At 48.3% G+C, this 24,481-nt stretch carries 22 protein-coding genes and 1 pseudogene; 10 read left to right on the top strand and 13 right to left on the bottom strand.

Annotated features, from left to right (window positions below; genetic code table 11):
- Positions 1–697: pseudogene (locus Q0986_RS17275) on the top strand (hypothetical protein); the annotation flags it as partial.
- A 25-nt stretch (positions 698–722) separates the two neighbouring features.
- On the opposite strand, the gene Q0986_RS17270 reads toward Q0986_RS17275, so the two are convergent.
- Positions 723–1,253, bottom strand: a complete 531-nt coding sequence (locus tag Q0986_RS17270) for an ATP-binding protein (protein ID WP_299413316.1) — start codon at positions 1,251–1,253, stop codon at positions 723–725.
- A gap of 175 nt (positions 1,254–1,428) precedes the next feature.
- Here Q0986_RS17270 and Q0986_RS17265 point away from each other — a divergent pair, with 175 nt between their 5' ends.
- The gene (locus tag Q0986_RS17265) at positions 1,429–1,989 is read left to right on the top strand and encodes a Uma2 family endonuclease (protein ID WP_299413312.1); all 561 of its coding nucleotides are present in this window, start codon (positions 1,429–1,431) and stop codon (positions 1,987–1,989) included.
- A 181-nt stretch (positions 1,990–2,170) separates the two neighbouring features.
- Here the strand turns inward: Q0986_RS17265 and Q0986_RS17260 are convergent, their stop codons facing one another.
- On the bottom strand, positions 2,171–4,399 hold the full coding sequence (locus tag Q0986_RS17260; RefSeq protein WP_299413308.1) for an NADP-dependent isocitrate dehydrogenase: 2,229 nt from the start codon (positions 4,397–4,399) through the stop codon (positions 2,171–2,173).
- A 365-nt stretch (positions 4,400–4,764) separates the two neighbouring features.
- Here Q0986_RS17260 and Q0986_RS17255 point away from each other — a divergent pair, with 365 nt between their 5' ends.
- Positions 4,765–5,817: an isocitrate/isopropylmalate family dehydrogenase gene (locus tag Q0986_RS17255; protein ID WP_299413305.1), complete on the top strand. Its 1,053-nt coding sequence runs from the start codon at positions 4,765–4,767 to the stop codon at positions 5,815–5,817.
- Between the two features lie 4 nt (positions 5,818–5,821).
- Here the strand turns inward: Q0986_RS17255 and Q0986_RS17250 are convergent, their stop codons facing one another.
- The 6 genes from Q0986_RS17250 to Q0986_RS17225 all read right to left on the bottom strand — a co-directional run bounded on the left by Q0986_RS17250 (position 5,822) and on the right by Q0986_RS17225 (position 11,793).
- Positions 5,822–6,610, bottom strand: coding sequence for an ABC-2 family transporter protein (locus Q0986_RS17250; RefSeq protein ID WP_299413301.1), 789 nt, complete (start codon positions 6,608–6,610; stop codon positions 5,822–5,824).
- Positions 6,607–7,590 carry an ATP-binding cassette domain-containing protein gene (locus Q0986_RS17245; RefSeq protein WP_299413297.1) on the bottom strand — a complete coding sequence of 328 codons (984 nt, stop codon included), beginning with the start codon at positions 7,588–7,590 and terminating at the stop codon, positions 6,607–6,609. Before Q0986_RS17245 ends, Q0986_RS17250 begins: the two co-directional genes overlap by 4 nt.
- Positions 7,591–7,629: 39 nt before the next feature.
- Positions 7,630–8,289: an alpha/beta hydrolase gene (locus Q0986_RS17240; protein ID WP_299413295.1), complete on the bottom strand. Its 660-nt coding sequence runs from the start codon at positions 8,287–8,289 to the stop codon at positions 7,630–7,632.
- Positions 8,290–8,352: 63 nt separating this feature from the next.
- Complete coding sequence (gmd, locus tag Q0986_RS17235; RefSeq protein ID WP_299413293.1) at positions 8,353–9,438, bottom strand: GDP-mannose 4,6-dehydratase; 1,086 nt, start codon at positions 9,436–9,438, stop codon at positions 8,353–8,355.
- 103 nt (positions 9,439–9,541) lie between these two features.
- Positions 9,542–10,660, bottom strand: a complete 1,119-nt coding sequence (locus Q0986_RS17230) for a SpoIID/LytB domain-containing protein (protein ID WP_299413291.1) — start codon at positions 10,658–10,660, stop codon at positions 9,542–9,544.
- A 437-nt stretch (positions 10,661–11,097) separates the two neighbouring features.
- Positions 11,098–11,793, bottom strand: coding sequence for a DUF1997 domain-containing protein (locus tag Q0986_RS17225; protein WP_299413289.1), 696 nt, complete (start codon positions 11,791–11,793; stop codon positions 11,098–11,100).
- A 424-nt stretch (positions 11,794–12,217) separates the two neighbouring features.
- On the opposite strand from Q0986_RS17225, the gene Q0986_RS17220 reads away from it, so the two are divergent.
- The 4 genes from Q0986_RS17220 to Q0986_RS17205 all read left to right on the top strand — a co-directional run bounded on the left by Q0986_RS17220 (position 12,218) and on the right by Q0986_RS17205 (position 15,545).
- The gene (locus tag Q0986_RS17220; protein WP_299413287.1) at positions 12,218–12,523 is read left to right on the top strand and encodes a hypothetical protein; all 306 of its coding nucleotides are present in this window, start codon (positions 12,218–12,220) and stop codon (positions 12,521–12,523) included.
- 117 nt (positions 12,524–12,640) lie between these two features.
- Positions 12,641–14,422, top strand: a complete 1,782-nt coding sequence (locus tag Q0986_RS17215; RefSeq protein ID WP_299413285.1) for a phosphodiester glycosidase family protein — start codon at positions 12,641–12,643, stop codon at positions 14,420–14,422.
- Positions 14,423–14,832: 410 nt separating this feature from the next.
- On the top strand, positions 14,833–15,189 hold the full coding sequence (locus Q0986_RS17210) for a cupin domain-containing protein (RefSeq protein WP_299413283.1): 357 nt from the start codon (positions 14,833–14,835) through the stop codon (positions 15,187–15,189).
- Between the two features lie 29 nt (positions 15,190–15,218).
- Positions 15,219–15,545, top strand: a complete 327-nt coding sequence (locus Q0986_RS17205; protein ID WP_299413280.1) for an iron-sulfur cluster assembly accessory protein — start codon at positions 15,219–15,221, stop codon at positions 15,543–15,545.
- Between the two features lie 72 nt (positions 15,546–15,617).
- Here the strand turns inward: Q0986_RS17205 and Q0986_RS17200 are convergent, their stop codons facing one another.
- Entirely contained in the window at positions 15,618–16,532 is a 915-nt protein-coding gene (locus tag Q0986_RS17200) for a tetratricopeptide repeat protein (protein ID WP_299413278.1), read from the bottom strand.
- A gap of 169 nt (positions 16,533–16,701) precedes the next feature.
- Here Q0986_RS17200 and cobU point away from each other — a divergent pair, with 169 nt between their 5' ends.
- Together cobU and Q0986_RS17190 are read left to right on the top strand one after the other, a co-directional pair.
- On the top strand, positions 16,702–17,280 hold the full coding sequence (gene cobU, locus Q0986_RS17195) for a bifunctional adenosylcobinamide kinase/adenosylcobinamide-phosphate guanylyltransferase (RefSeq protein WP_299413276.1): 579 nt from the start codon (positions 16,702–16,704) through the stop codon (positions 17,278–17,280).
- A 109-nt stretch (positions 17,281–17,389) separates the two neighbouring features.
- On the top strand, positions 17,390–17,812 hold the full coding sequence (locus Q0986_RS17190) for a hypothetical protein (protein WP_299413273.1): 423 nt from the start codon (positions 17,390–17,392) through the stop codon (positions 17,810–17,812).
- Between the two features lie 33 nt (positions 17,813–17,845).
- On the opposite strand, the gene Q0986_RS17185 is transcribed toward Q0986_RS17190, so the two are convergent.
- Positions 17,846–18,226: a LapA family protein gene (locus Q0986_RS17185; protein ID WP_299413271.1), complete on the bottom strand. Its 381-nt coding sequence runs from the start codon at positions 18,224–18,226 to the stop codon at positions 17,846–17,848.
- A 94-nt stretch (positions 18,227–18,320) separates the two neighbouring features.
- Here Q0986_RS17185 and gyrA point away from each other — a divergent pair, with 94 nt between their 5' ends.
- Entirely contained in the window at positions 18,321–20,795 is a 2,475-nt protein-coding gene (gene gyrA, locus Q0986_RS17180; RefSeq protein WP_299413269.1) for a DNA topoisomerase (ATP-hydrolyzing) subunit A, read from the top strand.
- 158 nt (positions 20,796–20,953) lie between these two features.
- On the opposite strand, the gene Q0986_RS17175 is transcribed toward gyrA, so the two are convergent.
- From Q0986_RS17175 to Q0986_RS17165, 3 genes are all read right to left on the bottom strand, one after another.
- Positions 20,954–21,154 (bottom strand): hypothetical protein, encoded by a 201-nt coding sequence (locus Q0986_RS17175; RefSeq protein WP_299413267.1) that lies wholly within the window; start codon positions 21,152–21,154, stop codon positions 20,954–20,956.
- A 132-nt stretch (positions 21,155–21,286) separates the two neighbouring features.
- A complete protein-coding gene (gene hisF / locus Q0986_RS17170; protein ID WP_299413263.1) occupies positions 21,287–22,054 on the bottom strand; it encodes an imidazole glycerol phosphate synthase subunit HisF in 768 nt (255 codons plus the stop codon).
- 118 nt (positions 22,055–22,172) lie between these two features.
- A partial coding sequence (locus Q0986_RS17165) for a right-handed parallel beta-helix repeat-containing protein (protein ID WP_299413258.1) occupies positions 22,173–24,481 on the bottom strand: 2,309 nt, incomplete at its 5' end.

Raw genomic sequence — 24,481 nt, 5'->3', positions numbered from 1 at the left:
CAATCCTCCCCCTACCAAGCGTAATGAAGCACTATCAGACAAATCTCCGACTCCAGAAGAAGTCACCTACATCTCAACGATTGCAACCGTCGATGCATTCGATGAAGAAGAACTTAAGCTTTTAGTCGATTGCTGTAAATATGTGGATATCACTCCTCGTACTGGGAAAAGGCTAATCAATATCTATAAAATTCTGCAAATTATTTGGAAAACTAGGCACAAAGAGAAAAATCACCCTCTCCCCTCTAATCAAAAGAAACGAGTCGTGATGTCATTCCTCGCCTTATCAGGCAGATACCCCGACTTTATGCGCAGTCTCTTTGACGAAATCGATATGCTCTTGGAGCAAAAAACCTTTGCCTCCAACAATGGAAAGATACCAGAAAATCCTTCTATCCAGTTGCCTCTATCAGAAGTCCTGCAAAAGCTCAGCCCCAAAAGTGCTTCCAACAATACTCATGATTCTCATACCAGAAGAGAATGGGCTCGCTTCTCCACTGACATTGAACATATGGTAGCCGACTCTACTACCCAAGCCACAGCCCCTATCCTGACCTTAGATCGCAGAACCTTTTCTCTGATGCTTTCATTCTGCTTTGTGGGAGATCTTGGCTATGACCCAGATGATCAGCCAATCAACTATCCATCAATTCAAACCAGCCCCAAGAATCTCAATGGGCCAGAGGGAAGACTATAGAACTTATTGCTAGCTGGAGCTATGTTTATCGCAGTTGCTGTGCAGCCGTGATAAGCTGCTGCGTTTTGTTGATATTGACTTGGTCCTGGCGATCGAAGGGAACGGCCAAAACCTGGAGAAATCCTTCGGCGATTGAGGGAGGCTGGGCATTGAGGTACTGGGCATAGGTAAGAATCACGTCTGGGGGAACTTGGTGCGATCTAAATTGGTTGCGGTGGATGCAGGTTTGGACAGAGGTGGTGAGCTGCCAGCCTAGCCATTGGATACCGGGAGGGCGATAGCGCTGTAAGAAATCAAGTCGCCACTGGGCTTTGGCATTGGTGGCGTCATAAATCACGGGATGCTGAGCCTGGATGGCCTGGTCGAACTGTTGGTGGATAATGGCTTCGATCTCTGCCCAAGTGCCTTGAATGGATGCATCACCATAAAGTTGTTTGCGAATGTGATCCGGGCAAATCCAGACACTATGGGGATGAAGCTGGGTTAATATCTGGGCAAAGGTAGATTTTCCAGCACCCGGAGGGCCAATCAGAAAATGACAGAGTCGTTCAGCCATAGGAAATTTAGCTTTGACCTAATCGGGCCACCAATAGTCTATTCCAGAGCTAGTGTTTCTAGCTGGGCTTGTCCCTACCCATCAAGAGGTAAGCACTATACTGGACTTAATTCTCTCTAAACGTTGGCCCATGTAGTTCACAGTTAAAATTTCCGGTTTAGGAATATTGCTAAAAATGACCGTCCAAATTCTGCGAAAGAAATTCACGGTGGGACAGTATCACCAGATGATTGAGTCTGGCATTTTGACTGACCGGGACCATGTGGAACTCATTCAGGGAGAAATTATTGAAATGTCGCCCGTTGGCAGGCACCATGCCGCCTGTGTAGATCGACTTAATGAGCTATTGGTCTTAAAGCTATTCCGAAAAGCATTGATTCGAGTGCAAAGTCCTATTCTCCTGAGTGATAACTCTGAACCACAGCCAGATATCTCTATTCTGCAACGGAGAGAAGATTTTTATAATGCAGAACATCCCACGCCTGCTGATATTTTTGCCCTGGTAGAGGTGTCCGATAGCACCATTGAGTTTGATCGGGACGTGAAGGTTCCTATATATGCTCGGGAGCAGATTGCTGAGGTTTGGCTGGTTAACCTAAACAATACCCAGATTGAGTGCTATCGCCAGCCCACAGCTAACAGTTATCAACAATGGCAAGTCTTTAATCTGGGAGAAAAGTTTAACTTTCAAGCATTTCCTGATGTTCCTATACAGGTTAGTCAGGTCTTCGGATAGAGCCAAATTTCCCTCTCAGGGATTGAAACTTTTCAGAACAGCAAAACGGATCGCAATGCAACAAAGTCGAGTCCCAATGATGCTGAAAACTCCTCAGGGCATAAATTAGCCAAGACTAATGCCATCAATATAGACCTACGCTAAGGCCCAACATCCTTAAATTACAGCCCTGATGTCCCATTTATACCAATGCCAGCGCCGAATTGAATGTGGTGCTAGGACGCATAGCTCTGCTGGCTTTCTCCCTATCAGGATGATAATAGCCATCCATCTCTACAGGGTGACTCTGAGTTGCATTGAGTTCAGCCATAATTTTGGCTTCATTGTCACTGAGGTATTGGGTAAGCGTTGCAAAGTGGGCTTTGAGTTCAGCATTTTTATCTTGTGCCGCTAGGGCTTGTGCCCAATACAGGGCCAAATAAAAATGACTGCCGCGATTGTCTAATTCATTAACATGACGGGATGGAGATTTGCCCTGTTCTAAGTATTGACTGTTGGCCTTGTTCAAAGCTTCAGCCAGAATCAGAGCCTTCTCATTATTAGTCTTGCGACCTAAATCCTCTAGGGTAACGGCCAAGGCTAGAAATTCGCCCAAGGAATCCCAACGGAGATGACCTTCTCTGAGAAACTGCTGCACATGCTTGGGGGCAGACCCACCCGCCCCAGTTTCAAACAAACCGCCTCCTGCCAACAACGGCACAATGGAGAGCATCTTGGCACTTGTTCCCAACTCTAAAATGGGGAATAAATCGGTTAGGTAATCTCGTAAGACATTGCCCGTGACCGAGATAACATCTTGACCGGCTTTGATCTGTTCACAGGTGAAGCGCATAGCGTCCACAGGGGACAGAATTTTGAGATCTAGCCCCGTTGTGTCGTGGAGGGATAAATAATGCTTGACCTTGGCAATCAGGTTGGCATCATGGGCACGATTGGCATCCAGCCAAAATACAGTAGGTGCCCCCGTCGCTGTAGCCCGATTAACCGCTAGTTTAACCCAGTCTTGGATCGGCAAATCTTTGGTTTGGCACATGCGCCAAATATCCCCTGCTTCTACCTGATGTTCTAGGAGAACTTGTCCAGTGGAATCGACTACCCGTACTGTTCCGGTGGTGGGGATTTCAAAGGTTTTATCGTGGGAACCGTATTCCTCCGCTTTTTGGGCCATCAACCCGACATTGGAGACGTTTCCCATTGTGGTCACATCAAAAGCCCCGTATTCCTGGCAAAAGTTGATCATGGCCTGGTACATCGTGGCGTAGCACCGATCTGGAATCATAGCTTTGGTGTCATGGAGGGTGCCGTCTGGTCCCCACATTTGGCCAGAGGTGCGAATGGCCGCCGCCATAGACGCATCAATAATCACATCACTGGGAACATGGAGATTGGTAATCCCTTGATCCGTGTTGACCATTGCCAGGTGGGGACGATGCTGGTAAGTGGCTTGTAGATCGGCTTCAATTGCCGTCCGTTGATCATCCGGCAATTGCTGGATTTTGGCGTAAACATCCCCGAGACCATTGTTGGGGTTCACACTCAGCTCTGCAAAGGTGTTGGCATATTTCTCAAACACGGCTTTGAAATACACGGTAACCGCATGCCCAAACAGAATGGGATCGGACACCTTCATCATCGTTGCTTTGATATGGAGAGACAGGAGCAGCCCTTCTGCTTGAGCAGCATCGATCGCTTGCTTGTAGAAGGCACGCAATGCCTTCACCTGCATAACGGCAGCATCGATCACTTCTCCTGCTAGGACGGGGATATTTTCCTTGAGGATGCTTTTGGAACCATCCTCTGCCACTAACTCAATTTTGAGGTTGCTTGCTGTGGTAACGACCTGCGATCGCTCACTGGCATAAAAATCCCCATCCTCCATATGGGCCACATGGGATTTAGAATCGGCAGTCCATTCTCCTACTGAATGCGGGTGTTTTTGGGCGTATTGTTTAACGGCTGCGGCGACGCGTCGATCCGAATTGCCTTCTCGCAAGACAGGATTGACCGCACTCCCCAGCACGTTGGCATATCGGGCTTTAAGGGTTGCCTCAGCATCTGTTTGCGAGTTAGCAGGGTAGTCAGGAACCTTGTATCCTTGCCCTTGCAGCTCTTGAATTGCTGCGGTGAGCTGGGGAATAGAAGCGCTAATATTTGGGAGCTTGATAATCGTGGCATCAGGAGTTTTTGCCAGCTGCCCCAACTGGGCAAGCGCATCAGGTTGTCGCTGTTCTTCGGTTAAATAATCAGTAAAATTAGCAATAATGCGCCCTGCCAGGGAAATATCGCTGGTTTCAATCGCAATACCTGCAGCACCTGTGAAAGCTTTGATGATCGGTAGGAAAGAATACGTTGCCAACGCTGGCGCTTCATCCGTCAAGGTGTAGATGATTTTCGAGCGGGGAGGGGTCATATCTCTTCCTACGTAATTGCAATCCTGGGGCGAGTGGGGTCGCCAGCCCTGAACAGGCTTATCCTGATGGAGTATACCAGGTGTCTTTACCTCCAATTTGTCCTATGCCCCGTTTGGCGATAGACGCCAGATCTACCCCGACCTCAAATGCTGGACTGCAAACTTTGCGCATTATATTTGGACCGTGATGCTGATGCCCTAGATTGACGGAGGAATTGATTATGCTTGTTGCCTGCAATACAAATGGCGTAGGCTGATTGTGGAAGAGGAATGCAATCGTCCTCTCTTGAGGGTAAGCTTCAGGTCTAATCGCTCCGATACGATTAAACTGCGCACAACGTGTTCTAGTGGGGGAGAACAAGACAATGGGATATCCTGTCACTTTAATCCGCGATAGTGGGGTAGAGGCAGAGGTGACCAATGCCACCCAAATCGTCCTTGAGGCCACAGGCGTAGACTTTAACTGGCAGATCGTAGATGTGGGAACAGCGGTCATAGACCGATATGGAACGCCTTTCCCTGACGCTGTTTTAGAGTCGATTCAAAAAACTAAAACGGTTCTCAAAGGCCCCATTGCCCTCCCCCTGGGTCAAGATGGTCTGGCGGCCCAGGTGGAACTCTGCCAACAGCTTAATCTTTACGCCCATTTGCGTTCGGCAAAATCTATAGCTGGTATTCAAAGCCGTTTTTCTGACATGGACTTGGTCATTGTGCAGGAAAATACCGAGGATTTTTATGCAGGGATTGAATTTGAACGAACGACCATCGAAGCTGCAGATGCGCGGTCTGTCCTATCCAAGCTATCAGGTCAGCATATCCGTGAGGACTCAGCGGTGGGGATAAGGACCATTTCGGTCAAAGGATGTGGCCAGATTATCGAATTTGCATTTAACTATGCCCAAGCGAATGGCCGTCGGCAGGTTACGGCTATCCATCAGGCCCATCAGAGGACCGCAACGGATCGCTTGTTTCTGGACATTGCCTGTGAGGTAGCGAAGGAATTTCCCGATATCAAATTTGAGGATCGAAGATTAGAGACCGCCTGTCTGCAGTTAATGCAGACGCCTAACCACTTCGATGTGCTAGTGATGCCGAATTCTTACGGCGATCTACTATTCAGTCTTTGTGCGGGGATATCAGGAGGATTGGGGGTTGCACCCAATGCCTTTATTGGCGATGAGTATGCCGTGTTTGAATCCGCTGCTCCCCCCTGTGCTGGCGATCCGACAGCGTTAATTTTATCAGGAGGGCTAATGTTGCAACATTTAGGAGAACAGAAAGCCGCCCAGAAGTTGCAAAAGGCCGTAGAAGCCGTGATCGCAGCCCAAACCCACGTTACAGCTGATTTAGCGTCTATGGGAACGGAACCGGTTGGCCCCCAAGCCATGGCCCAAGCCATCGCCGAAGCCATGGTCTAGCGAGTTAAGCCCCCATGCCTGAATAATGTTTAATGCCTCGTCGCCAGAGCCAGCGGTTAATCAGAAGCCCCAGACCACACCAAGCCAGCATAATAGCAAACCCTTTGGCGACGGGGGTAGGAATTCCCACCAAAAGACTGACCGGGAAATAGATGAGATAAGGGAAGGGAGTCCACTCGACCACGTTCCGCACGGCGTCTGGGAATAAATCTAGGGGAGCAATCATTCCCGATAGGAACAGATAGAACAAAAACCATAGCTGTTCAATGGCAGTGGCCCGTTCAACCCAAAAGGCAAATAGGGCAAAGGTGTATTGGATAATAAATCGCAAGGTAAAGGCTAAAACAATGGCTAAAATCCCCCCGATTAAGCCCATCAAATTAGGCCACCAAAAAGCTTGGGGATAGAGAATAAAGAATAGAATTACCAAGCCAGTAGAAAAGGGGAGCCGAGCCAATCGTTCCGAGGCGTGACCCGCCACATGATGCCAAACTGGATCGATGGGTTGCAGCAGCCGTGGCGACAGCTTGCCTTCCACCACTTCTCGTTCAAAATCCCAAATAACCCAGACGATGGTGAATTGGCGGACAACAAAGACAGCAATAAAGTAACGAGCAAAATCTAGCGCCGTCAGTGAGAATTGTCCCCCTGTGGCGGCTTGAGACCAAACTCCCATCATGATTAGGGGTAAAGAATTGGCCAAGACCCAAAGGAGGAGTTCGGCTCGATACTCCAACATATAGGCGTAATAGACCACCAGAAAGGCTTTGATTTTACGAAAGAGAGCGGTCATGTGACTTTGCCAGATTGAAAGACTCGGCCAATAATTTCTTCAATCGGAGGGTCGGTAATGGTTAAATCGAGGACTTGCAGATTCGCCAGGATTTTGGAAACGGTGGGAGTGAGGTCTGCTCGGCGAACGAGTAAGCGAACTTCCCGCCCAGTCACTGCCTCGACTTCGCCATATTTCTGTAGATCTGCTGGGTCGGGTGGCTGCACCAGTTCTAATTTAACTTCTCGGTAGGGGGCAAATCGGCTCATCAGCTGGTTTAGAGCACCGTCGTAAATCAGTTGGCCTTGGTGAATCAGCAGCACGCGATCGCACAGTGCCGTAATATCTGCCATATAGTGACTCGTCAATAGAATGGTGGCATTGTAACGCTGGTTATATTCCTTCAAAAACTCACGTACACTCACCTGAGCATTGACATCCAGCCCTAGGGTGGGCTCATCCAAAAAGAGGACTTGAGGATGATGCAGTAGTGCTGCTAACAGCTCTGCCTTCATCCGCTCACCCAAGGACAGTTTGCGGACGGGCTGGGTCAGCTTGCCTCTTAAGGCCAACATGTCTGATAACTCATCCACGCGATACTCAAATTCACGACGGCTGATCTGATATACGGCAGCATTAATTTTTAGCGAATCCAGCGCCGGTAAGTCCCACAACAACTGCTGTTTTTGTCCCATAACCAGCGTGATTTTTGTCAGGAATTTGGCGTGGCGCCGAAAGGGAATATGGCCTGCCACCTGCACTTGCCCCCCTGAAGGGTGAATCAGGCCCGTGAGCATTTTTAAGGTTGTGGTTTTACCCGCACCATTGGGGCCTAAAAAGCCAACCACTTCGGCGGGGTCAATCTGAAAGCTAACCCCTTGCACGGCTTTGACGAGACGGTGTTGACGTTGAAAGAAGTGAGATAAGGTGCCTTTGAGTCCAGGTTCCTTGACGGCAACGGGATACACCTTATCGAGATGGTCGCAAGTAATAATGGTCATACCCCTACTGTAGACAACAACCGCATCGGTGGCTTGCTGTTAAAGATTGGAGGGCAATCCTTGTTCAGGGGCATCGGCCAGAATTTGCAAAATACTTTGCTGGACAAGGGGATGGTTGAGCATTTGCGTATGTTTAACGGGCAGCATCAGGGTGCGATAACCTCTGGTCGGTCTTTGACCATCGCACTCACACGCCTGCATCTCCCTTAAGGTGAGAACACCATCATTCACCTCATTGCCAAAGAAACTCCAGGGTCCCCTGGAGCCCGCCGTTCCCGCGATAATCGTATGGGGAATCTTTAAGGGAGAGAGTTGCTGATAAAAGCTAGGGCTGGCTAAATTCTGGAGGCATTCCCCAGTAAAGGGCGACCAGGGACTCAACCGCTGAGAAAGTTGAGCAATGCGTGGGGATTGGTTAGGCGGCCCCAACAGAATGACGGGGGCAGGCGTTAGATCTGCCATGGTCGCGAAAGCGGACCGCACCAATACCGCACCTAAGGAATGGGCCACGATACCATAACGATCCGCTTCTAGCTCGACCAACTGCTCCTGCAAGCGACCAATAATCTGGGCATAGGACTCCACTAAGGACGAATATCCAAATAGCTCAGTCCGATACCCTGATCGCTGCAGAAACTGAGAAAGTCCAAAAACGGACAGGGGCGAACGCCCCAAACCGTGAATCAGTAGAACTCTCATCAACGGAAGCTAGCGACTTGGGCTAAATCAGAAACAATAGCGCCGAAAGGGGATTGACCCACCTTACTCATGAACGAGCGGTACAGTATAGCCAGCATCCTCAATGAGTTTATCCCGTTTGGCAGAATCTAAATCTTCTTTCATCATTTCAGCGACGAGTTCTTCAAAACTTACTTTTGGCACCCATTGTAGTTTTTCTTTGGCTTTCTCAGGACTTCCTAGAAGCGTATCCACTTCTGTGGGGCGATAGTAGCGAGGATCAACAGCAACAATACAATTCCCGTCTTGATCAAAACCTTTTTCATGTAGCCCTTCCCCTTCCCATCGAATTTGAATGCCGACTTCTTGACAGGCAACGGTGACAAAATGGCGCACGCTGTATTGTTGGCCCGTGGCAATTACAAAATCTTCGGCTTGGTCTTGCTGAAGCATCAGCCACTGCATTTCCACATAATCGCGAGCATGTCCCCAATCCCGCAAAGAGTCCATATTGCCCAAGTACAGACAGTTTTGTTTGCCCAGGTGAATGCGGGAGATCGCCCGGGTGATCTTCCGCGTTACAAAGGTTTCACCCCGTAAGGGAGATTCATGGTTAAACAAAATGCCATTGCAGGCATACATGCCGTAGGCCTCACGGTAATTGACTGTGATCCAATAGGCATAGAGTTTAGCGACTGCATAAGGAGAGCGAGGGTAAAAAGGGGTTTTCTCCGTTTGGGGGATCTCTTGCACTAAGCCATACAATTCTGAGGTTGAGGCCTGATAAAACTTAGTTTTTTTCTCCAACCCTAAGATACGAATGGCCTCTAAGAGGCGTAATGTTCCCAGTCCATCGGCGTTTGCGGTATATTCGGGGGTGTCAAAGGAAACGGCCACATGGCTTTGAGCCGCCAAATTGTAAATTTCATCGGGTTGCACCTGCTGTACGATCCGGATGAGATTCGTCGAATCGGTTAAGTCGCCATAATGCAGGAAAAACCGCCGATTGGGTTCATGGGGATCTTGATAGAGATGATCAATGCGATCGGTATTGAATAGCGAAGCCCGTCTTTTAATCCCATGAACTTGATAGCCTTTTTCCAACAGCATCTCTGCCAGATAGGCTCCATCTTGACCCGTAATGCCTGTGATCAGAGCAACTTTTGCCATGAAATTTATCCTATATTATGTTTCTTAAACGAACTGCCAACACCTAGAGCTGCAGTGCTTTTGAGCTGCAGTCACTCTAATATCAACCCCCTAGACCACTTCATCATTGGGGCTTTTGGAGGGTTGTATTTTGATAATAATGCTGCAAAATCTGCTGGTAGGTTTTGCCTTGCTGGGCCAGTGCCAAAGCCCCCCATTGACTCATGCCTAAGCCGTGACCATGACCTCGGCCTTGGATCGTAAATCCAGTAGGCTTACCCGGCACCGATGGGGATTGACTAGCCATGAGATCGGAGTGAGGGGCAACCTGAAATAAAGTACTTTTTAGCTTTAATTTTTGGCGAAACTCTCGCCCCTTCATAATTTTTGTTCCTTGGTCTCCCACTAGTTTGATCATCTTCACCCGACCATGAGCCGTCGTCTCCTGTGGGGTCATTGTCAAAATATTACCCAAACCAGGGAGTTGTTCTTTCAGTTGTGCTTGAGAAAAATCAATGGACCACTGAAAGTTAGGTGCCGTTTGGTCAAAGTCTGGCACACCTCTTAAGTAGGGAATCACACCACTGAAGACCTGTTCTGAATTTTCAGTGTGGCCACCAGAGTTAGCATGAAATAAGGCTTCAATCACTTGACCTTGATAGGCCAGGATCTGTCCAGCAGTGGTTCTGACGGCAGACCGCGTACTTTCAGCCTCACCCTCAATGCCACCATAAACTTGGTCCTTCGTCGTATTGACGAGGTCATACAGAGGATTTTTCTGTTTACTGCGCCGATACAACGCGAAGGAGCGGGCCGCAACGGCTTGGGCTTTCAAGGCTTCCTGTGGCCACGTTCTCGGCATTTCTTTGCCAATCACGCCAGCTAAATAATCTTCCAAGTCAATTTCGTTAATCACAGCAATCCCCTGGGCCGTGGTGACTAATCGAACTTGACCTCGGTACCAACGGTCTTTGATATAAACAAATCCACCAGCAGAGGGTTCAACGGAAAGTTGCCAGGCTCTTTGACCAAAGTAGGTGACGGCACCCGGCGTGGATTGAGCAAAGAAGCCCTCTAAGGCTGGTAAAGTGCCCACAGACGTGCCTTGGCCATTGACAACCTTGGCAGGTGTAGAGCTGCCCACGACCAATTTATCTTGCCCTGTTAACAGAGCCACCCGTAGCTCTAATGCGATCGCAGGGCTAATGGCTGATAACGAGACAAACAGTGATAGGCACCCCATGCGGAATACCTGAGCGAGAGAAAGATGACAAAATATTGCCGAAAACATAGGCGAACAATGAGCTGAAGAATAAGCAGTTGCAACAGTAAATATCGACTGATAATCGTTTCACTATCTTGGCAATCAACACAGTGTTACATAAAAATTTGTCCTTAATCTGCATGATTTTATGACAGCCTGACGAACAGGTAAAGCCAAAATATCCTGGAATATAGAGGAAATCATCTTTATTGACGACTCCTGTAGGCAGAGAAAGTTGCAAGCGCTATTTGAAATTGACTGACAAACAATAAATGCCGACCGGCAATGGGGACTCATAAGCTTGGAATCAAGCCGTTCTAGTGTTCGTCGTTGGTACTGCTGAGCACAGTAATCAACGCCATGCCCCTCTGCCACACCGTCAAAGTGTGTATTCTTAAACAATCCATCTCCAGCCTTTATGAGGCAGAAATGTTCCGGGTTGAATGAAAATCATCCTGTACCTTTTGAGTTAAGCGGTGGGAAATTTGGCGGACAATTTGCTTGAGTACTTTATCTCCTGCTGCTTGAATAACCTTGCGGGGAAGTCGAAGAATAAATTGGGGAAACACAATCGCAACTTCTAGCTCTAGATTCCATTCAACCGAAGTTTTAGTTTCTAAAGAAGCCGTAGCGTCAGCATCAGAGGTATCGACCAGCTCAAGTGCAGCTTGAAAGTCAACCTGATAGCAGTGATCAAATTCGTTCTGCACAGGAATCGTGGTAATCCGATAGACTCCCTCTTCCTGAGGCAACAACTGTAAGCCAATTTGGGGTTCTACTTCAAATCCAAAGGACCCATAACGTCCCAAGGAGAGGATATAACCATTATCCTCAACGGGCTCCACCTGCATGGGATGGGCACATCGACAAAACCAACCCTGATGAGTATCCAAATAATCCATTACGGTGGCTCTATCCCCGTGCAGCTCCATTCGCCCAGTAAACTGATTACTAAAGCGAAGCGCTTGAGCAAACCTTTTTTCTAGTTCAGGATTAGCCACTGAGACAAATTGCACAAACCTTGAGGCCGATTCCGGTTGACTCTGACATCCCATCTCAGTACATGGAACAAGTGGCGTTTCGATACCTTGCTGGATATTGGATGCTTGCATCTACCTTCTTACGACTCCGTCTTCAAAAACCCTTATCCTTAGGATCGACCAGGTCCACATGAATTTCGACAATCATCGAAAAATTATTTTGTATGGATGTTGGGCGAGTTTCAGAGTAAGAAACTTTCAGCCTAAAAAGGGGTCTTAATCCTAGTGTGTATAGATTTAATCTAGTCACAATTAAAGAGTATGACTCCAGATTCAATCAGTGAGGTTGATCACCTTTCAGGGATTTGGTTCAGCGGCAATAAAACTGGTTTCATCGTAATTTGTATGACCTCAGATTTTGAATCGGTGTAGATATGGGTAATATCTATATAGCCTGCGTTCATTACTCACCGTTTAATTTGTTATTGAGCTAAGGGAAATTATGAATATACGCTTGATGAGTCTCAACCTCTCTACTGCAATGATAATAGGTCTTTTGGCTTGTCTAGGATCTTCACCGGTCACCGCTCAATCTTCCCAAACGTCTGATCCACTACAAGATCTAAAACTTGAAGATCCGAATGATCCGAATCAGGTGTTTACGAATCGAGGCGGTCCGGGTTCTTTGCTCAATTTGCTTAATCGTTTGCAGCAGGTGAATGGTCGCTCCAATAGCGAGTTTGCTGAAGATCAATCCGCTGACTTTGACTCTGCTGTCGATGCATTCCGCAAAAAGCAACAGCAGCAGCTAGATAGCCCGTCTACTCCAGCCACCAACCAGCCCCCTGAAACAACCCCTTAAGTCCTACTTCAGGGATGCCGAAACAAAAAAGCCTCCTAAGTTTTGGCTTGGGAATCCTTTGCCTCGCGAATTGACCTTTATTATTCTCTCTACTGAACCTTGGTTTACTTTCCCTCTATGTTTTTGCTTGGCCCTGGTGTAGTCGTTGCTACCCCTGCCTGGGCTCAAGCTGCCATTAATCAACCCATCGTCCAGGTTGCCAGCGCCAGCGTCAACCAGGGTAGTCAAATCCAGCTCAATGGCCGCACCTATTCTGTGGCTTGGACCCAATGGCAGAACCCCAATCAATCGGGACAGCTGTCTACTGGGATCAGTGATAGCGGCCTCAATCAACGATTTGGCGCTCGTTTATCTAGCACAAATGATTTTCGACAGCAGCCCGTGCAGTGGTTTACACCCAAACCGATTTCTTTAGCGACCCGCTTTAGCGAAAATGGTACCCATCGGTATCTGGATATTTCGGCATTTGCACGAACCGTGAACTGGCAAGTTCAGCCTCAGGGCAATGTGCTTAAGATTCAAGCCCCTTCCTCCCAGATCGGTCAGGTGAGGTCAGGACGACAGCAATGGGGGCATCGCTTAGTGGTTGACTTAGATAAACCAACCCCCTGGCAAATGGAGCGGTTAACCAACAGCCGAACAGGCAAGACAGATCGCGAATTTGTGTTGGCCATAGATGCCACTGCTGCTTCGAGTTTAGCTAAATCCTGGAAATTTCCGGCGAAGTCTGCCTTAAAGTCCTTAAAGATTACTCGAAAACAGGGCAGGACCTTGTTAAGTGGCGTCATTGCCGGAACGATGCGCCCTCGGGTATGGATGTTAACCAATCCGAATCGATTAGTGATCGATATCCAGGCCGGTGCGCCTGAACAACGTAGCATTCGTTGGGCACCTGGAATTCTTCGGCAAGAGCGGGTGATTGCACTCGGCAATCGACAATACCCTGTGACCTGGTTGGCCCTAAACCCAGACATGCCAGGGCTGAAGCTTCAACCCATCTGGGGAAATCGAACGGCTTTGTTGGGCATTCATCCTTTACTATCAATGGCCAAAGGAACACAGGTTGCAGCTGCCATCAATGCAGGTTTCTTTAATCGGAAAAATAAAACGCCTTTGGGAGCCATTCGTCAGAATGGCCAATGGATCTCTAGCCCCATTTTAAATCGGGGTGTAGTGGCTTGGAATGAGCAAGGCCAGCTGCAAATGGGACGTCTAAATTTGCAACAGACGCTCAGTACATCCAGCGGTCAGCGGTTGTCGATTGTCTCTCTGGATAGTGGTTATCCCCAAAAGGGCATCGCTCGTTACACACCCACTTGGGGGCCAGCCTATACACCGATCTTAAAAACCGAAAAGATCGTTACCGTGATTGGTGATCGCGTAGTCTCTGAGAAAACCAGTTCCAGTGCTAAATCCTTTGCGATTCCCAAAAATGGCTATCTGCTGGTCTTAAGATCTTTTAACGTGGGTGGGGCATTGGCCACGGGGACCCAACTCAAAATCCAAACTTCAACGTCTCCCTCTACGTTTGAAGCCTTTCCTAATATTATCGGTGCTGGCCCTCTCTTGGTCAGTAATGGGCAAGTGGTGCTCAATGCCAAAACTGAACAGTTCCGTCCTCCCTTTGATACACAAGCTGCACCTCGAAGTGGGATTGGTCAGACGGCAGATGGGACAATCCTATTAGCCGCCGTACACAATCGGGTTGGCGGGCCAGGTCCAACACTAAAGGAATGGGCTGTAATTATGCAGCGATTAGGCTCAGTGAATGCCCTAAATCTAGATGGAGGAAGTTCAACCAGTCTTTACTTGGGGGGGCAACTTCTCGATCGCCATCCTGTGACAGCGGCCCGTGTCCAAAATGGGATTGGCGTTTTTTGGCAGCCTAATGCTAGGTAATTTGCTGAACCCTATTTGATGCGTTAGATTGTTCAAAGGTGGAATTTTGTCAAGTTTTTCTACTTCTACGAAGGCTATTTCAACATTCTGTGAAGGCTCTTGGAGTAGATGGTTTCGTTACATCTATAACGTGCTCGTCTTAGGCATGCGGTTATTTGAGTAGTTAAATTTCCTCTGCTAGTGACCGAGATCACCTAAAGATGATTTTCAGATTGCTTAAATCATAGTTATCTATGGGAAGGCGACCTAGTACATTCAAATACCCTAGTTTTTAGGCTATTGCTGGTCTTAAGAGTGCGGCTAGGAGGGCTCATGTACTGGCAACTGCCTACTAATATCGACAGAAAAATCAATTGAGGTACATAAGAACTGTGGTCCAAACTCAATCAACAGACTTATTAGCAGCCCCAATGTCTATTCAAGGAGTTGCTGCAACTGAACTGCGTCCTTGGGGATCTTTTACCATTTTGGAAGAAGGCCAAGGATACAAAATTAAGCGTATTGAGGTTAAGCCTGGGCATCGCCTGAGTCTGCAAATGCATCATCATCGCAGTGAGCACTGGATTGTCATTGCTGGCATTGCCAAGGTGGTGCGAGGTGAAGAAGATTTGATGCTCAGTGCCAATGAGTCCACCTACGTTCCTCGATTTACCCAACATCGGCTTGAAAATCCTGGAATGGTGCCCTTGGTGTTAATTGAAGTTCAAAACGGCGAGTATTTGGGCGAAGATGATATTGTGCGTTTCGATGATGATTACGCGCGATAGTCCTTAGCCATTGCAATACACCGCTCAATATGATTCAACTCAGCCCTACTGCCATTGGTGAATTAAAGCGCCTTCAAAAGAAGCATTTGCCGAATGGTCAGCTCCGCATTGTTGTCGATACCAGTGGCTGTAAAGGATTGGCCTATCAGATGCAATTTACTGAAACACCACAGGCAGGCGATCAAGTGTTTGCTTGTGAGGATATTCAGGTGGTGGTTGATCGGGCCAGTATAAAATACCTTTCGGGTTTAACCCTAGACTATACCGAGGATCTAATGGGTGGCGGGTTTCGCTTTTACAACCCAAATGCAGTTGAAACCTGTAGCTGTGGCCATTCCTTTGCTATTGCCAGTTAGGGCTAGGCAGATACAGGCTAAATACTAAAAAGCCCCCGGTCACAAGATTGTGACCGGGGGCTTTTTTTAGGCTTATTCTGGGGTGGGTGAACTTGGACTCGGTTGAGGGCTTGGACTAGATGGTGAAGTTGGACTGGGAGGTGTTTCGGCAGGTGTTTCTTTGGCCGCAGCTTTTATTTGATCCTTGTATTGACCAGGGGCTAGTTTTTCCGCTGAGTTAAATAAGATATTGGCTTCTTTCGCTTTTCCTTGTTCTTTGAGAAGGATGGCTTTAGCAAAAACAGGACGAAAATCCTTGGGGTCATTGGCAATCAGTTTGTCATAAACGGCTAAGGCTTGATCAAACTGCTTTTGCCCCGTATAGACTTGCCCTAAAAGCAGTTTAACGGCACTGTCATTGATGCTATTGGGTTTAACTTGATTCGCCTGAGGGGCATTTTTGAGAGTGGTCTCCAATAACTCAACTGCCGCAGCTGGGCGCTGTTGTTCAACCAGTAGATTGACAAATCCTTGGAGTGCATTCATATCGCCAGGTTGAGTCGCCAAGATGCTGCGATAGGTTTGGGCCGCGCTTTCTCTTTTGCCTGCTTTTTGGAGGGTTTGGGCCAGGAGAACTTTGTATTGGGTTTGTTCTGGATTTAACTCAACCAGCTTTTCTAGGGGATCAATCAGGTCCTGCTCTTTTTTTAGACCAATTTTAAGCATTTGGCTTCGGGCTTCCGCTAGGCCCAGCAAGGCGTCTGAGTTATTGGGCTCTTTCTCTAAAATTTGTAAGTAGCCGTTTTCGAGGTCCTGTAGGTCCTTTTTTTCAGTGTCTGATACGGCAGGTGGTGTTGGAGTTGTGCCTGCCGTCGGAACCGTAGGAGAGGGGGAAGGACGGGAGCTAAGGATGCTGTCGAAAATCGATCCGAAGGAAAACCCAAATAGGGCGACCACGGCAACAACGACGAAAACCCAAATGAACCAGCGATTAGACTTTTTTTGCACGGGTAGTGGTTGAACTCTCTAGCTATGATCAGGGATAGTTCCCGTAATGCAGCTTATCTCAAAGTACGAAGTTTCGGAGCAGAATGACGGACTCTATTGAGTTCTTCTTGTCAATCAGCGTTTAAAAAATGAATTTGCATATGGGTGGCATCAGTGGCTGGGCATAGAGATGGTGGATGATTGGCGCTTAATTTTGGTGACGGGACCTGCCCGCTCGGGTAAGAGTGAATGGGCTGAAAATCTGGCAAGTCAGTCTAACTTATCGGTGATTTATGTGGCGACGGCGATTGACTATCCTGAAGATGCGGCATGGCAGGCACGGATCCAAGCCCATCAGCAGCGCCGTCCCCCTGATTGGCAAACGTTGCATGCTCCCATTGATTTGGCTGGGACGATTCAACGGCAGCCTGGCTCAGTTTGCTTATTAATTGATTCGTTGGGGACTTGGCTGACTAATGTTTTAGAACAGGATGCTGTCCTATGGTCAGAGACTTTACAGAAACTGTTGGCAGCCTTAACACAGGCGGAATGCCAAATTATTGTGGTCGGCGAAGAGACAGGCTGGGGGGTGGTACCAGCGTATCCTGTGGGGCGACTTTTTCGCGATCGCATGGGCGAATTGCTGCGTCAGATTGGGGCGATCTCGGATCAAGTGTATTTAGTCTCCGCAGGATATGCCCTAAATATTAAAGCTTTAGGGATTTATGTTTCCCCTATGTCACCCTCTTATAGCCCTGAAGCTGAATGATAGCAGAAGGTTTCGGTACTCTAGTCTATCCTAGCCACTGCTGCAGCTAACCTAAAATTTAAGTTAGAGTCGCGCTATCAGTGTGATACCCACAGGGTGTTTAAGCAATATGGCTTCCCCACAGCAAGTAAAAGATTATCTAGCGTCTTGGTTACAGCTCGGCAAACCGATCCGGGTGGGTCTCCAGCAGGAGCCTTACTCAGTGCAGCGAGTGGTTCAAGGCGATCGCTATAGTCCTGAATTCGAATCCCTCTGGCAATATATTCAAGGCTCTGAGTCAGGAGATTGTTGTTTGGAGGGTGTCGCTCCGACAGTCGCAGAGCTACTGACAGACCAATGGGAAATCACAGACTGTGCGCGCTGCCAAATGCCGATAAGTTTGCCCGTCGCAGGCATCGCATTGCCTGAATGTCCTTGTCATGATTTGTCCAATTGGCCTAACTATGAGCTACCACAACCCCGGAAGCCGGTTGATAGCACCCAGCATTTGCGAGCGATTTATCAGCGATTAACCCATACTTCTTCAAATTAAAGACTGGTATAACGCCTTGGGTGACGTGGGTCCTCAATAAGGATTATCTTCCGTAAACTCAGATTCCTCAAATTTTGGGTAGCGCTTCCGGCGGGACAGTTGTTTGGACCAAAGCGGGGCTGTGATCGCACCCCCCAATACGCCCACTCCCGTGGCAAAGCCCAATACAATGCCCACGGGAATAGGCACCGAGCGCCAGGCTAAGAAGTGGACAGACACCGCCGTGGCATTCTGAACGGACAGAATCGCCGCAATTGCGATACCTAGACTAAACAGTAGGGACAACAGCAAATGCATAGTAGTCAGGACAGAAGGGGGTAATGTGTGCAAGGGGTTTGACAACCCGGTCAGATTAAGAGATTGCGATTTATGGACAGAGTTGAGAAAAATGGGGTTTCCATAGTACAAGTGCATTGTAGCCTGACGCCTTTGTGCGAGGGTTGGGCAACATTGGATTGCCCCCTTCCTGTACCCCATTGATTTCGCCCGATCTGAAGGAACCTCACTCATGTCCAAGCAACTCAATCTTCTCTCATCCGGTAAAGTCATTGCCACTGCGTTGCATACCGAGATGGAGCAGTCCTACTTGGAATATGCCATGAGCGTGATCGTCGGGCGAGCGTTACCCGATGTCCGAGATGGCTTGAAGCCCGTGCATCGACGAATTCTCTATGCCATGCATGAGTTAGGGCTGACACCAGACCGCCCCTACCGTAAATGCGCCAGGGTTGTGGGGGATGTACTGGGTAAATATCATCCTCACGGCGATCAGGCGGTTTATGATGCCTTAGTCAGGCTGGTTCAAGACTTTTCGAGTCGATATCCATTGCTGGCGGGACATGGCAACTTTGGCTCTGTGGATAACGATCCCCCTGCGGCCATGCGATACACGGAAACCCGCTTGTCTCCCATTGGCAACCAGTCCCTCTTGGCGGAAATTGGCGAATCCACCGTTGACTTTGCGGCTAATTTTGATAACTCCCAGCAAGAGCCCACGGTCTTACCAGCTCAACTGCCTACTCTCCTGCTCAACGGCTGTTCGGGGATTGCAGTGGGCATGGCCACCAATATCCCCCCTCACAATCTGGGGGAGATTGTCGATGCTTTGGTGGCGCTGATTGATTCTCCAGACCTGTCCTTAGAGAAACTGATGGCCTTGGTGCCAGGGCCAGATTTTCCAACTGGAGGGGAGATTGTTGGTAATCAAGGGATTATTGATGCCTACACCAATGGTCGGGGTAGCATTACCGTCCGGGCCGTCACCTCGATTGAAGAAATCCAACCAGGACGAGGGCGACATCGCCGTCCCGTAATTATTGTGACGGAATTGCCCTATCAGGTGAATAAGGCGGGTTGTATTGAGAAAATCGCTACGTTAATTAACCAAGGCCGGATTGAGGGGATTGCCGATCTGCGCGATGAAAGCGATCGTGAAGGGATGCGGATTGTGATTGAGCTGAAGCGAGAGGCTCAACCCCCCATCGTACTGGAGCAACTCTATCGGCTCACCCCGCTGCAATCCAACTTTGGGGTGATTATGCTGGCCTTGGTCAATGGGGTACCTTTGCAACTGTCCTTGAAGGAGGTGTTGCAAGAATTCCTCGATTTTCGAGAACAGACCTTAACCCGTCGGTATCAAAATCAGCTAGAGCAAGCTCAAAGTCGTCAACATCTAGTAGAGGGCTTGATCAAGTCCCTCGACCATTTGGATGACCTCATCGACATCCTCCGTCATGCCCCAGATGGAACAACGGCTAAAGTCCAACTTCAATCTCAGTTTCAATTGAGTGAGCGCCAGAGCGATGCCATCTTAGCGATGCCCATGCGGCGACTAACGGGATTAGAGCAGCAAAATCTTCGTCAAGAATTTGAGGATCTGGCTCAGGAAATCGGGGATTTAGAGCGACTATTGGAAAATCGCCATGAACTCTTGAAAGCGCTGAAAAAAGATCTGCGGGCGCTGAAAAAGCAATATAGCGATCAGCGACGGACCGTTATCCATGCAGCTGAAGCGAAGACGGAGATATTGGCGGCACCCGTGAGTGATGAGCCCGTCATTGTAGAACTAAATCAGCGGGGCTATGCTCGCTGCTTGCGGTCTTCTAAGCGTAAAAAAGGGGCTGATTTACCTGCAGAGCTAACTGAAATCTCGGTCGATTTGACAATTTTCCGTCAAACAGCAGAACTATCCACAGACTTGCTGCTGTTTACGGGGGGAGGAAAAGCTTATGGGGTAGGTTTGCAATCTATTCCGTTTACGTCGAGCAAAGGCAAGGGCAAACCGTTAGTGACGCTGTTACCAGATTCAGGACGGGGTGATCAGGTTGTCGCTCGGTTCCTCAGTACTGAGATTACCGAAACCAGCCAGCTAATTCTTCTGTCTCAACAAGGCAAAATTAAGCGCTTACCCATGAGTGAGTTTGCAGAGATGACCAGTCGGGGCCTGGGGGCCGCCAAGATTAAATCAGGCGATCAGCTGGGCTGGGTGGTTAAAGCTGAACAGGAGACGAATGTTGCGATCGCAACGTCTTCAGGACGCCTATTAAATATTCCCATCACCGAAATTCCTGAAATGGGCCGCACCGCTCAGGGCAATCAAGTGTTTCGCTTAAGAAAGCAGGAATCCATTGTCGGATTGGCAGCAGTTCGAGACGATGAGGACTTGCTGCTGATATCCAGTAAAGGTTATTGCAAACGGCTCCCTATTGATTTATTGCGATTAGGAAAGGTGGGAGATTTAGGCACCCAAGCAATGCAGTTTATGATCAAGTCGGATGGGCTGATCGCGTTGTTACCTGCAAGCACCAACCAGGATGTGATTGTCCTCAGTAACCAAGATCGCGCTGCTCGGATGAATATTGAAACATTGCCGATGTGGGGGCAGGATGGCCCTGGCACCCAATTACTAAAAACTAAACGGGGAGAACTTTTAGAATGTGCAATCGCTATTCCTAATCCTGATGTAGCATCAGAGGAGACTTAAGATTTTAATCAAATATGGCTGCTTGGTCCCTTTTGGCTAGAGGGAAGTGTGGTTTTCAGCAGCTCCACCGAATGTTGCCTGGGATAGGGGGAAAGGGTGCTGTTGTTCTGAAAGCGTTGCCCTAGATTGAGAATCGGAAACGGTTCTGATAAAAAAGCTTAGATAGGCAGGAGGCCAGGAATAAGATGGGTGATCACCATCATGGGGGCAGTCATCGATTCAGCTGATAATGTTGCTTCTCCAGTCAGATAACCCATACAGCCGTCCATTAATAAGTAAACTGCTACTAAGCCAACGGCAGACACAGCAACCAGTACCCCAGCAAAAATGAGAGAGGCTTCACGAGATTGGTGAGCCATCTTAACCAATTGCAGGGACCAGATCACAAGTCCTATAGCACCGACAAGCAGAATAATCATAACTTTACTTATTTTAATAAAATTAAAGACTAATCCACCACAAATTAATGATATTTTAGGTTGATTTAAGGATTAAACTTGACGGACGGGAACTTGGTTCTCTTGTAAATGCGCCTTAATTTCAGCAATGGATAATTGGCCATAATGCAGCAACGAGGCCAGCAATGCTGCTTCTGCTTTACCCTCTGTCAGGGCTTCACGGATATGATCACAGGTGCCTGCGCCCCCCGACGCAATCACTGGAATTTCGACTTGTTCAGCAATAGTGCGGGTTAACTCCAAGTCGTATCCTGCCTGGGTGCCATCTCCATCCATACTCGTGACCAGAAGTTCCCCAGCTCCTCGGTCTGCCATTTCCTTCGCCCAAGCAATGGCATCTATTCCGGTATTGTCTCGGCCCCCGCGAATAAAGACATCCCAGCCGGGCTCTCCAGGCTTGCGGCGACGGGCATCAATGGCAACGACAATACATTGTCGACCAAAGCGTTCGCTGGCCTGATCCACAAAGTCAGGGTTCTTGACGGCGGAGGAATTGATACTGACCTTATCGGCCCCTGCCCGTAACAATTTTTTAATCGTTTCTAAGGATTGGATCCCTCCTCCCACCGTTAGGGGGATAAAAACGGCCTCCGCAGTGCGATACACCACATCAAAGATAATGTTGCGATCTTCATGGGTGGCGGTAATATCCAAAAACACCAATTCATCGGCCCCTGCCTCGTTATAAATCTGGGCCAGCTCAACGGGATCTCCTGCATCTTTGAGGTTGACGAAATTCACCCCTTTGACCACTCGCCCTGCTTTCACATCTAAACAGGGCAAAATTCGTTTAGCTAACATGGTGCATATCCCTACTGACTTAGAAGTCTGCGACTCGGATCTATTGTCCTGCAACTCGTTTTCCAGATCTACAAGAAATAGAAGCGGCCACTTTCAGAGGATACAATGATGGCTTCTCTTAGGGGCAACTAGCCACATTCGCAAAGTTTGCAGGAGGAGCACCAGGGGGAACTAAGTTGTTATTAAACCTTAAGGTTGCATTGTTATTGTCAGCACTAACAGTGTCTAAATTCACCAATTGAAAAACACTACGACGACTGGACCTTAAATCGATGTCTGTACCTCCTGCCATTGCAAAGTCGGGGTTATCACTGCGGTTGCCAGAAATGACAGCACAAATAGGATTACCATCAATGTTACGAACACGTACACTATCCCGACCTGCTTGAGGAATGGAGTTATTAAGAATGTTGGCTGTAGAAATAGTGCTGTTTTGATTTGTTCTAACTAAAATGCCATCGGCATTGTCGCCAGACGTTGTGACTGTATTCCCCGTTATGTTGGCTGTCGTGATGGTGCTGCCTTGATTTGCTCTAACTAAAATGCCATCAGCATTGATGCCAGACGTTGTGATTGTATTCCCCGTTATGTTGGCTGTCGTTATGGTGCCACTATAGTAGGGCTGTATAACAATGCCATCAGCATTGCGTTCAGCAGTCGTGACTGTATTACCCGTGATGTTGGCTGTCGTGATGGTGCCGTTATAGTAGGGCTGTATAACAATGCCATCAGCATTGCGTTCAGCAGTTGTGACTGTATTCCCCGTGATGTTGGCTGTCGTGACTGTGCCGTTAAAGATGGGCTCGATAACAATACCATTAGCATTGCGTTCGGAGGTTGTGATTGTATTCCCCGTGATGTTGGCTGTCGTAATTGAGCTATTTAAGACAGGCTGTATAAAAATGCCATCAGCATTGCGTTCAGCGGTCGTGACTGTATTCCCTGTGATGTTGGCTGTTGTGATGGTGCTGTTAAAGATGGGCTCAATAGCAATGCCATCAGCACTGCGTCCAGAGGTTATGACTTGGTTATCGGCAACTGTGGCAGCGGCAATCGTACTTTCTATCTCCACAAAAACATCGATGCCACGGGTAAAGTCCTCATCCGTTGTCAACCTGTTTCTCGAAAGTGTAGCGGTGTTGACCTGGCTATTATCGCTGACAGTGAGATTAATGCCACTTAAGAAAGCTTCTACTTCAGCCTCGCTCGCAACATCGCTGACTGTATTGTCCGAGATAGTTACTGAGCCAACTTGGCTATTGTCTTCAACATCAACATCAATTCCATCCTCACCCACCTCACTAACTGTATTGCCCGAGATGGTTACTGAGTCAGCTTGGCTATTGTCTTCAACATCGACATTAATTCCATCCTCATCTACCTCACTGACTGTATTGTTCGAGATGGTCACTGAGTTGGCCTGGCCATTGTCAAAAATATCGAGAACAATTCCATCCTCATCCACCTCACTGACTGTATTGCCCGAGATGGTCACCGAATTGAGTTGACTGTTGTCGTAAACATCAATATCAATCCCATCATCTCCCACGTTGCTGACTGTGTTTCCTGAAATCAGCACACTGTTTAAGCTGGTATTCTCCAGTCCCAGGTCAATGCCATCATCCGCTGTCTGGGTCACCACATTATTCGTCACTTCCAGATTCCCGGTAACATCCTGCAAGCGAATACCATTATCTGCATTGGTAATCTGGTTCTGATCAATGACCACATTTTCAACCCCCTCAGCCTCCACGCCATTGGCCCCATTGGGATTAATCGCAAACCCCGACAGCAAGGTATTGTTCCTCATGGTTACCGTCCCCGTCACCGTCGGCAACTGACCATTCCCCGAAGCAGGCAGTTGGACAGTGCTTAAATCCAGCGTACTGGGGGTAGATAATTGTGAGTTAATCGGCGAGATTGCAATCCGTTGAGTTGGTCCTTGAGAACGCATTTGGACATTATCAGGAACCGTAAAGGCAGGAATACCTGGATTGGTGCCTTGAGCCACATAGACAATATCATTGCCATCCCCTCGGGTCGCCGCCAAGGCTTCTGCTACTGTGGCAAAAGGTGATTCAAAAGAACCATCGCTATTGCCCAATCCTAAATTGACATGGTTAAAGAACCAGGGTTGTCCTGTGGCTGGATTGATCGCAGCCACGGTGCGGTTCTCTGTGTCTAGAATTTCGGTGGTGGTAGGAGTATCGACAATTACATTGTTGTTGCGATTAACCGAGGAGCCCATTCGGGCTAGAACGGTCTTTTCTGAGGGAATCGGTCCTTTGGGGCGATTCCCTGGAAAGGTAAAGGTTAGATTCCCTGAGGCTTGGGTACCAAAGAAATCATCATGCTGTAGTCCCACCCCCGCACTGATATTGCGAGTGGGCTGCATCTGCAAGCGTGACCGAATCCCAAAAGTATTGC

It is taken from the genome of Acaryochloris sp. IP29b_bin.148, assembly GCF_028285565.1.
Classification (GTDB): Bacteria; Cyanobacteriota; Cyanobacteriia; order Thermosynechococcales; family Thermosynechococcaceae; genus Acaryochloris.
Note: the sequence above shows the minus strand (reverse complement) of the source record. Positions and strands in the feature narration are given on the sequence as shown.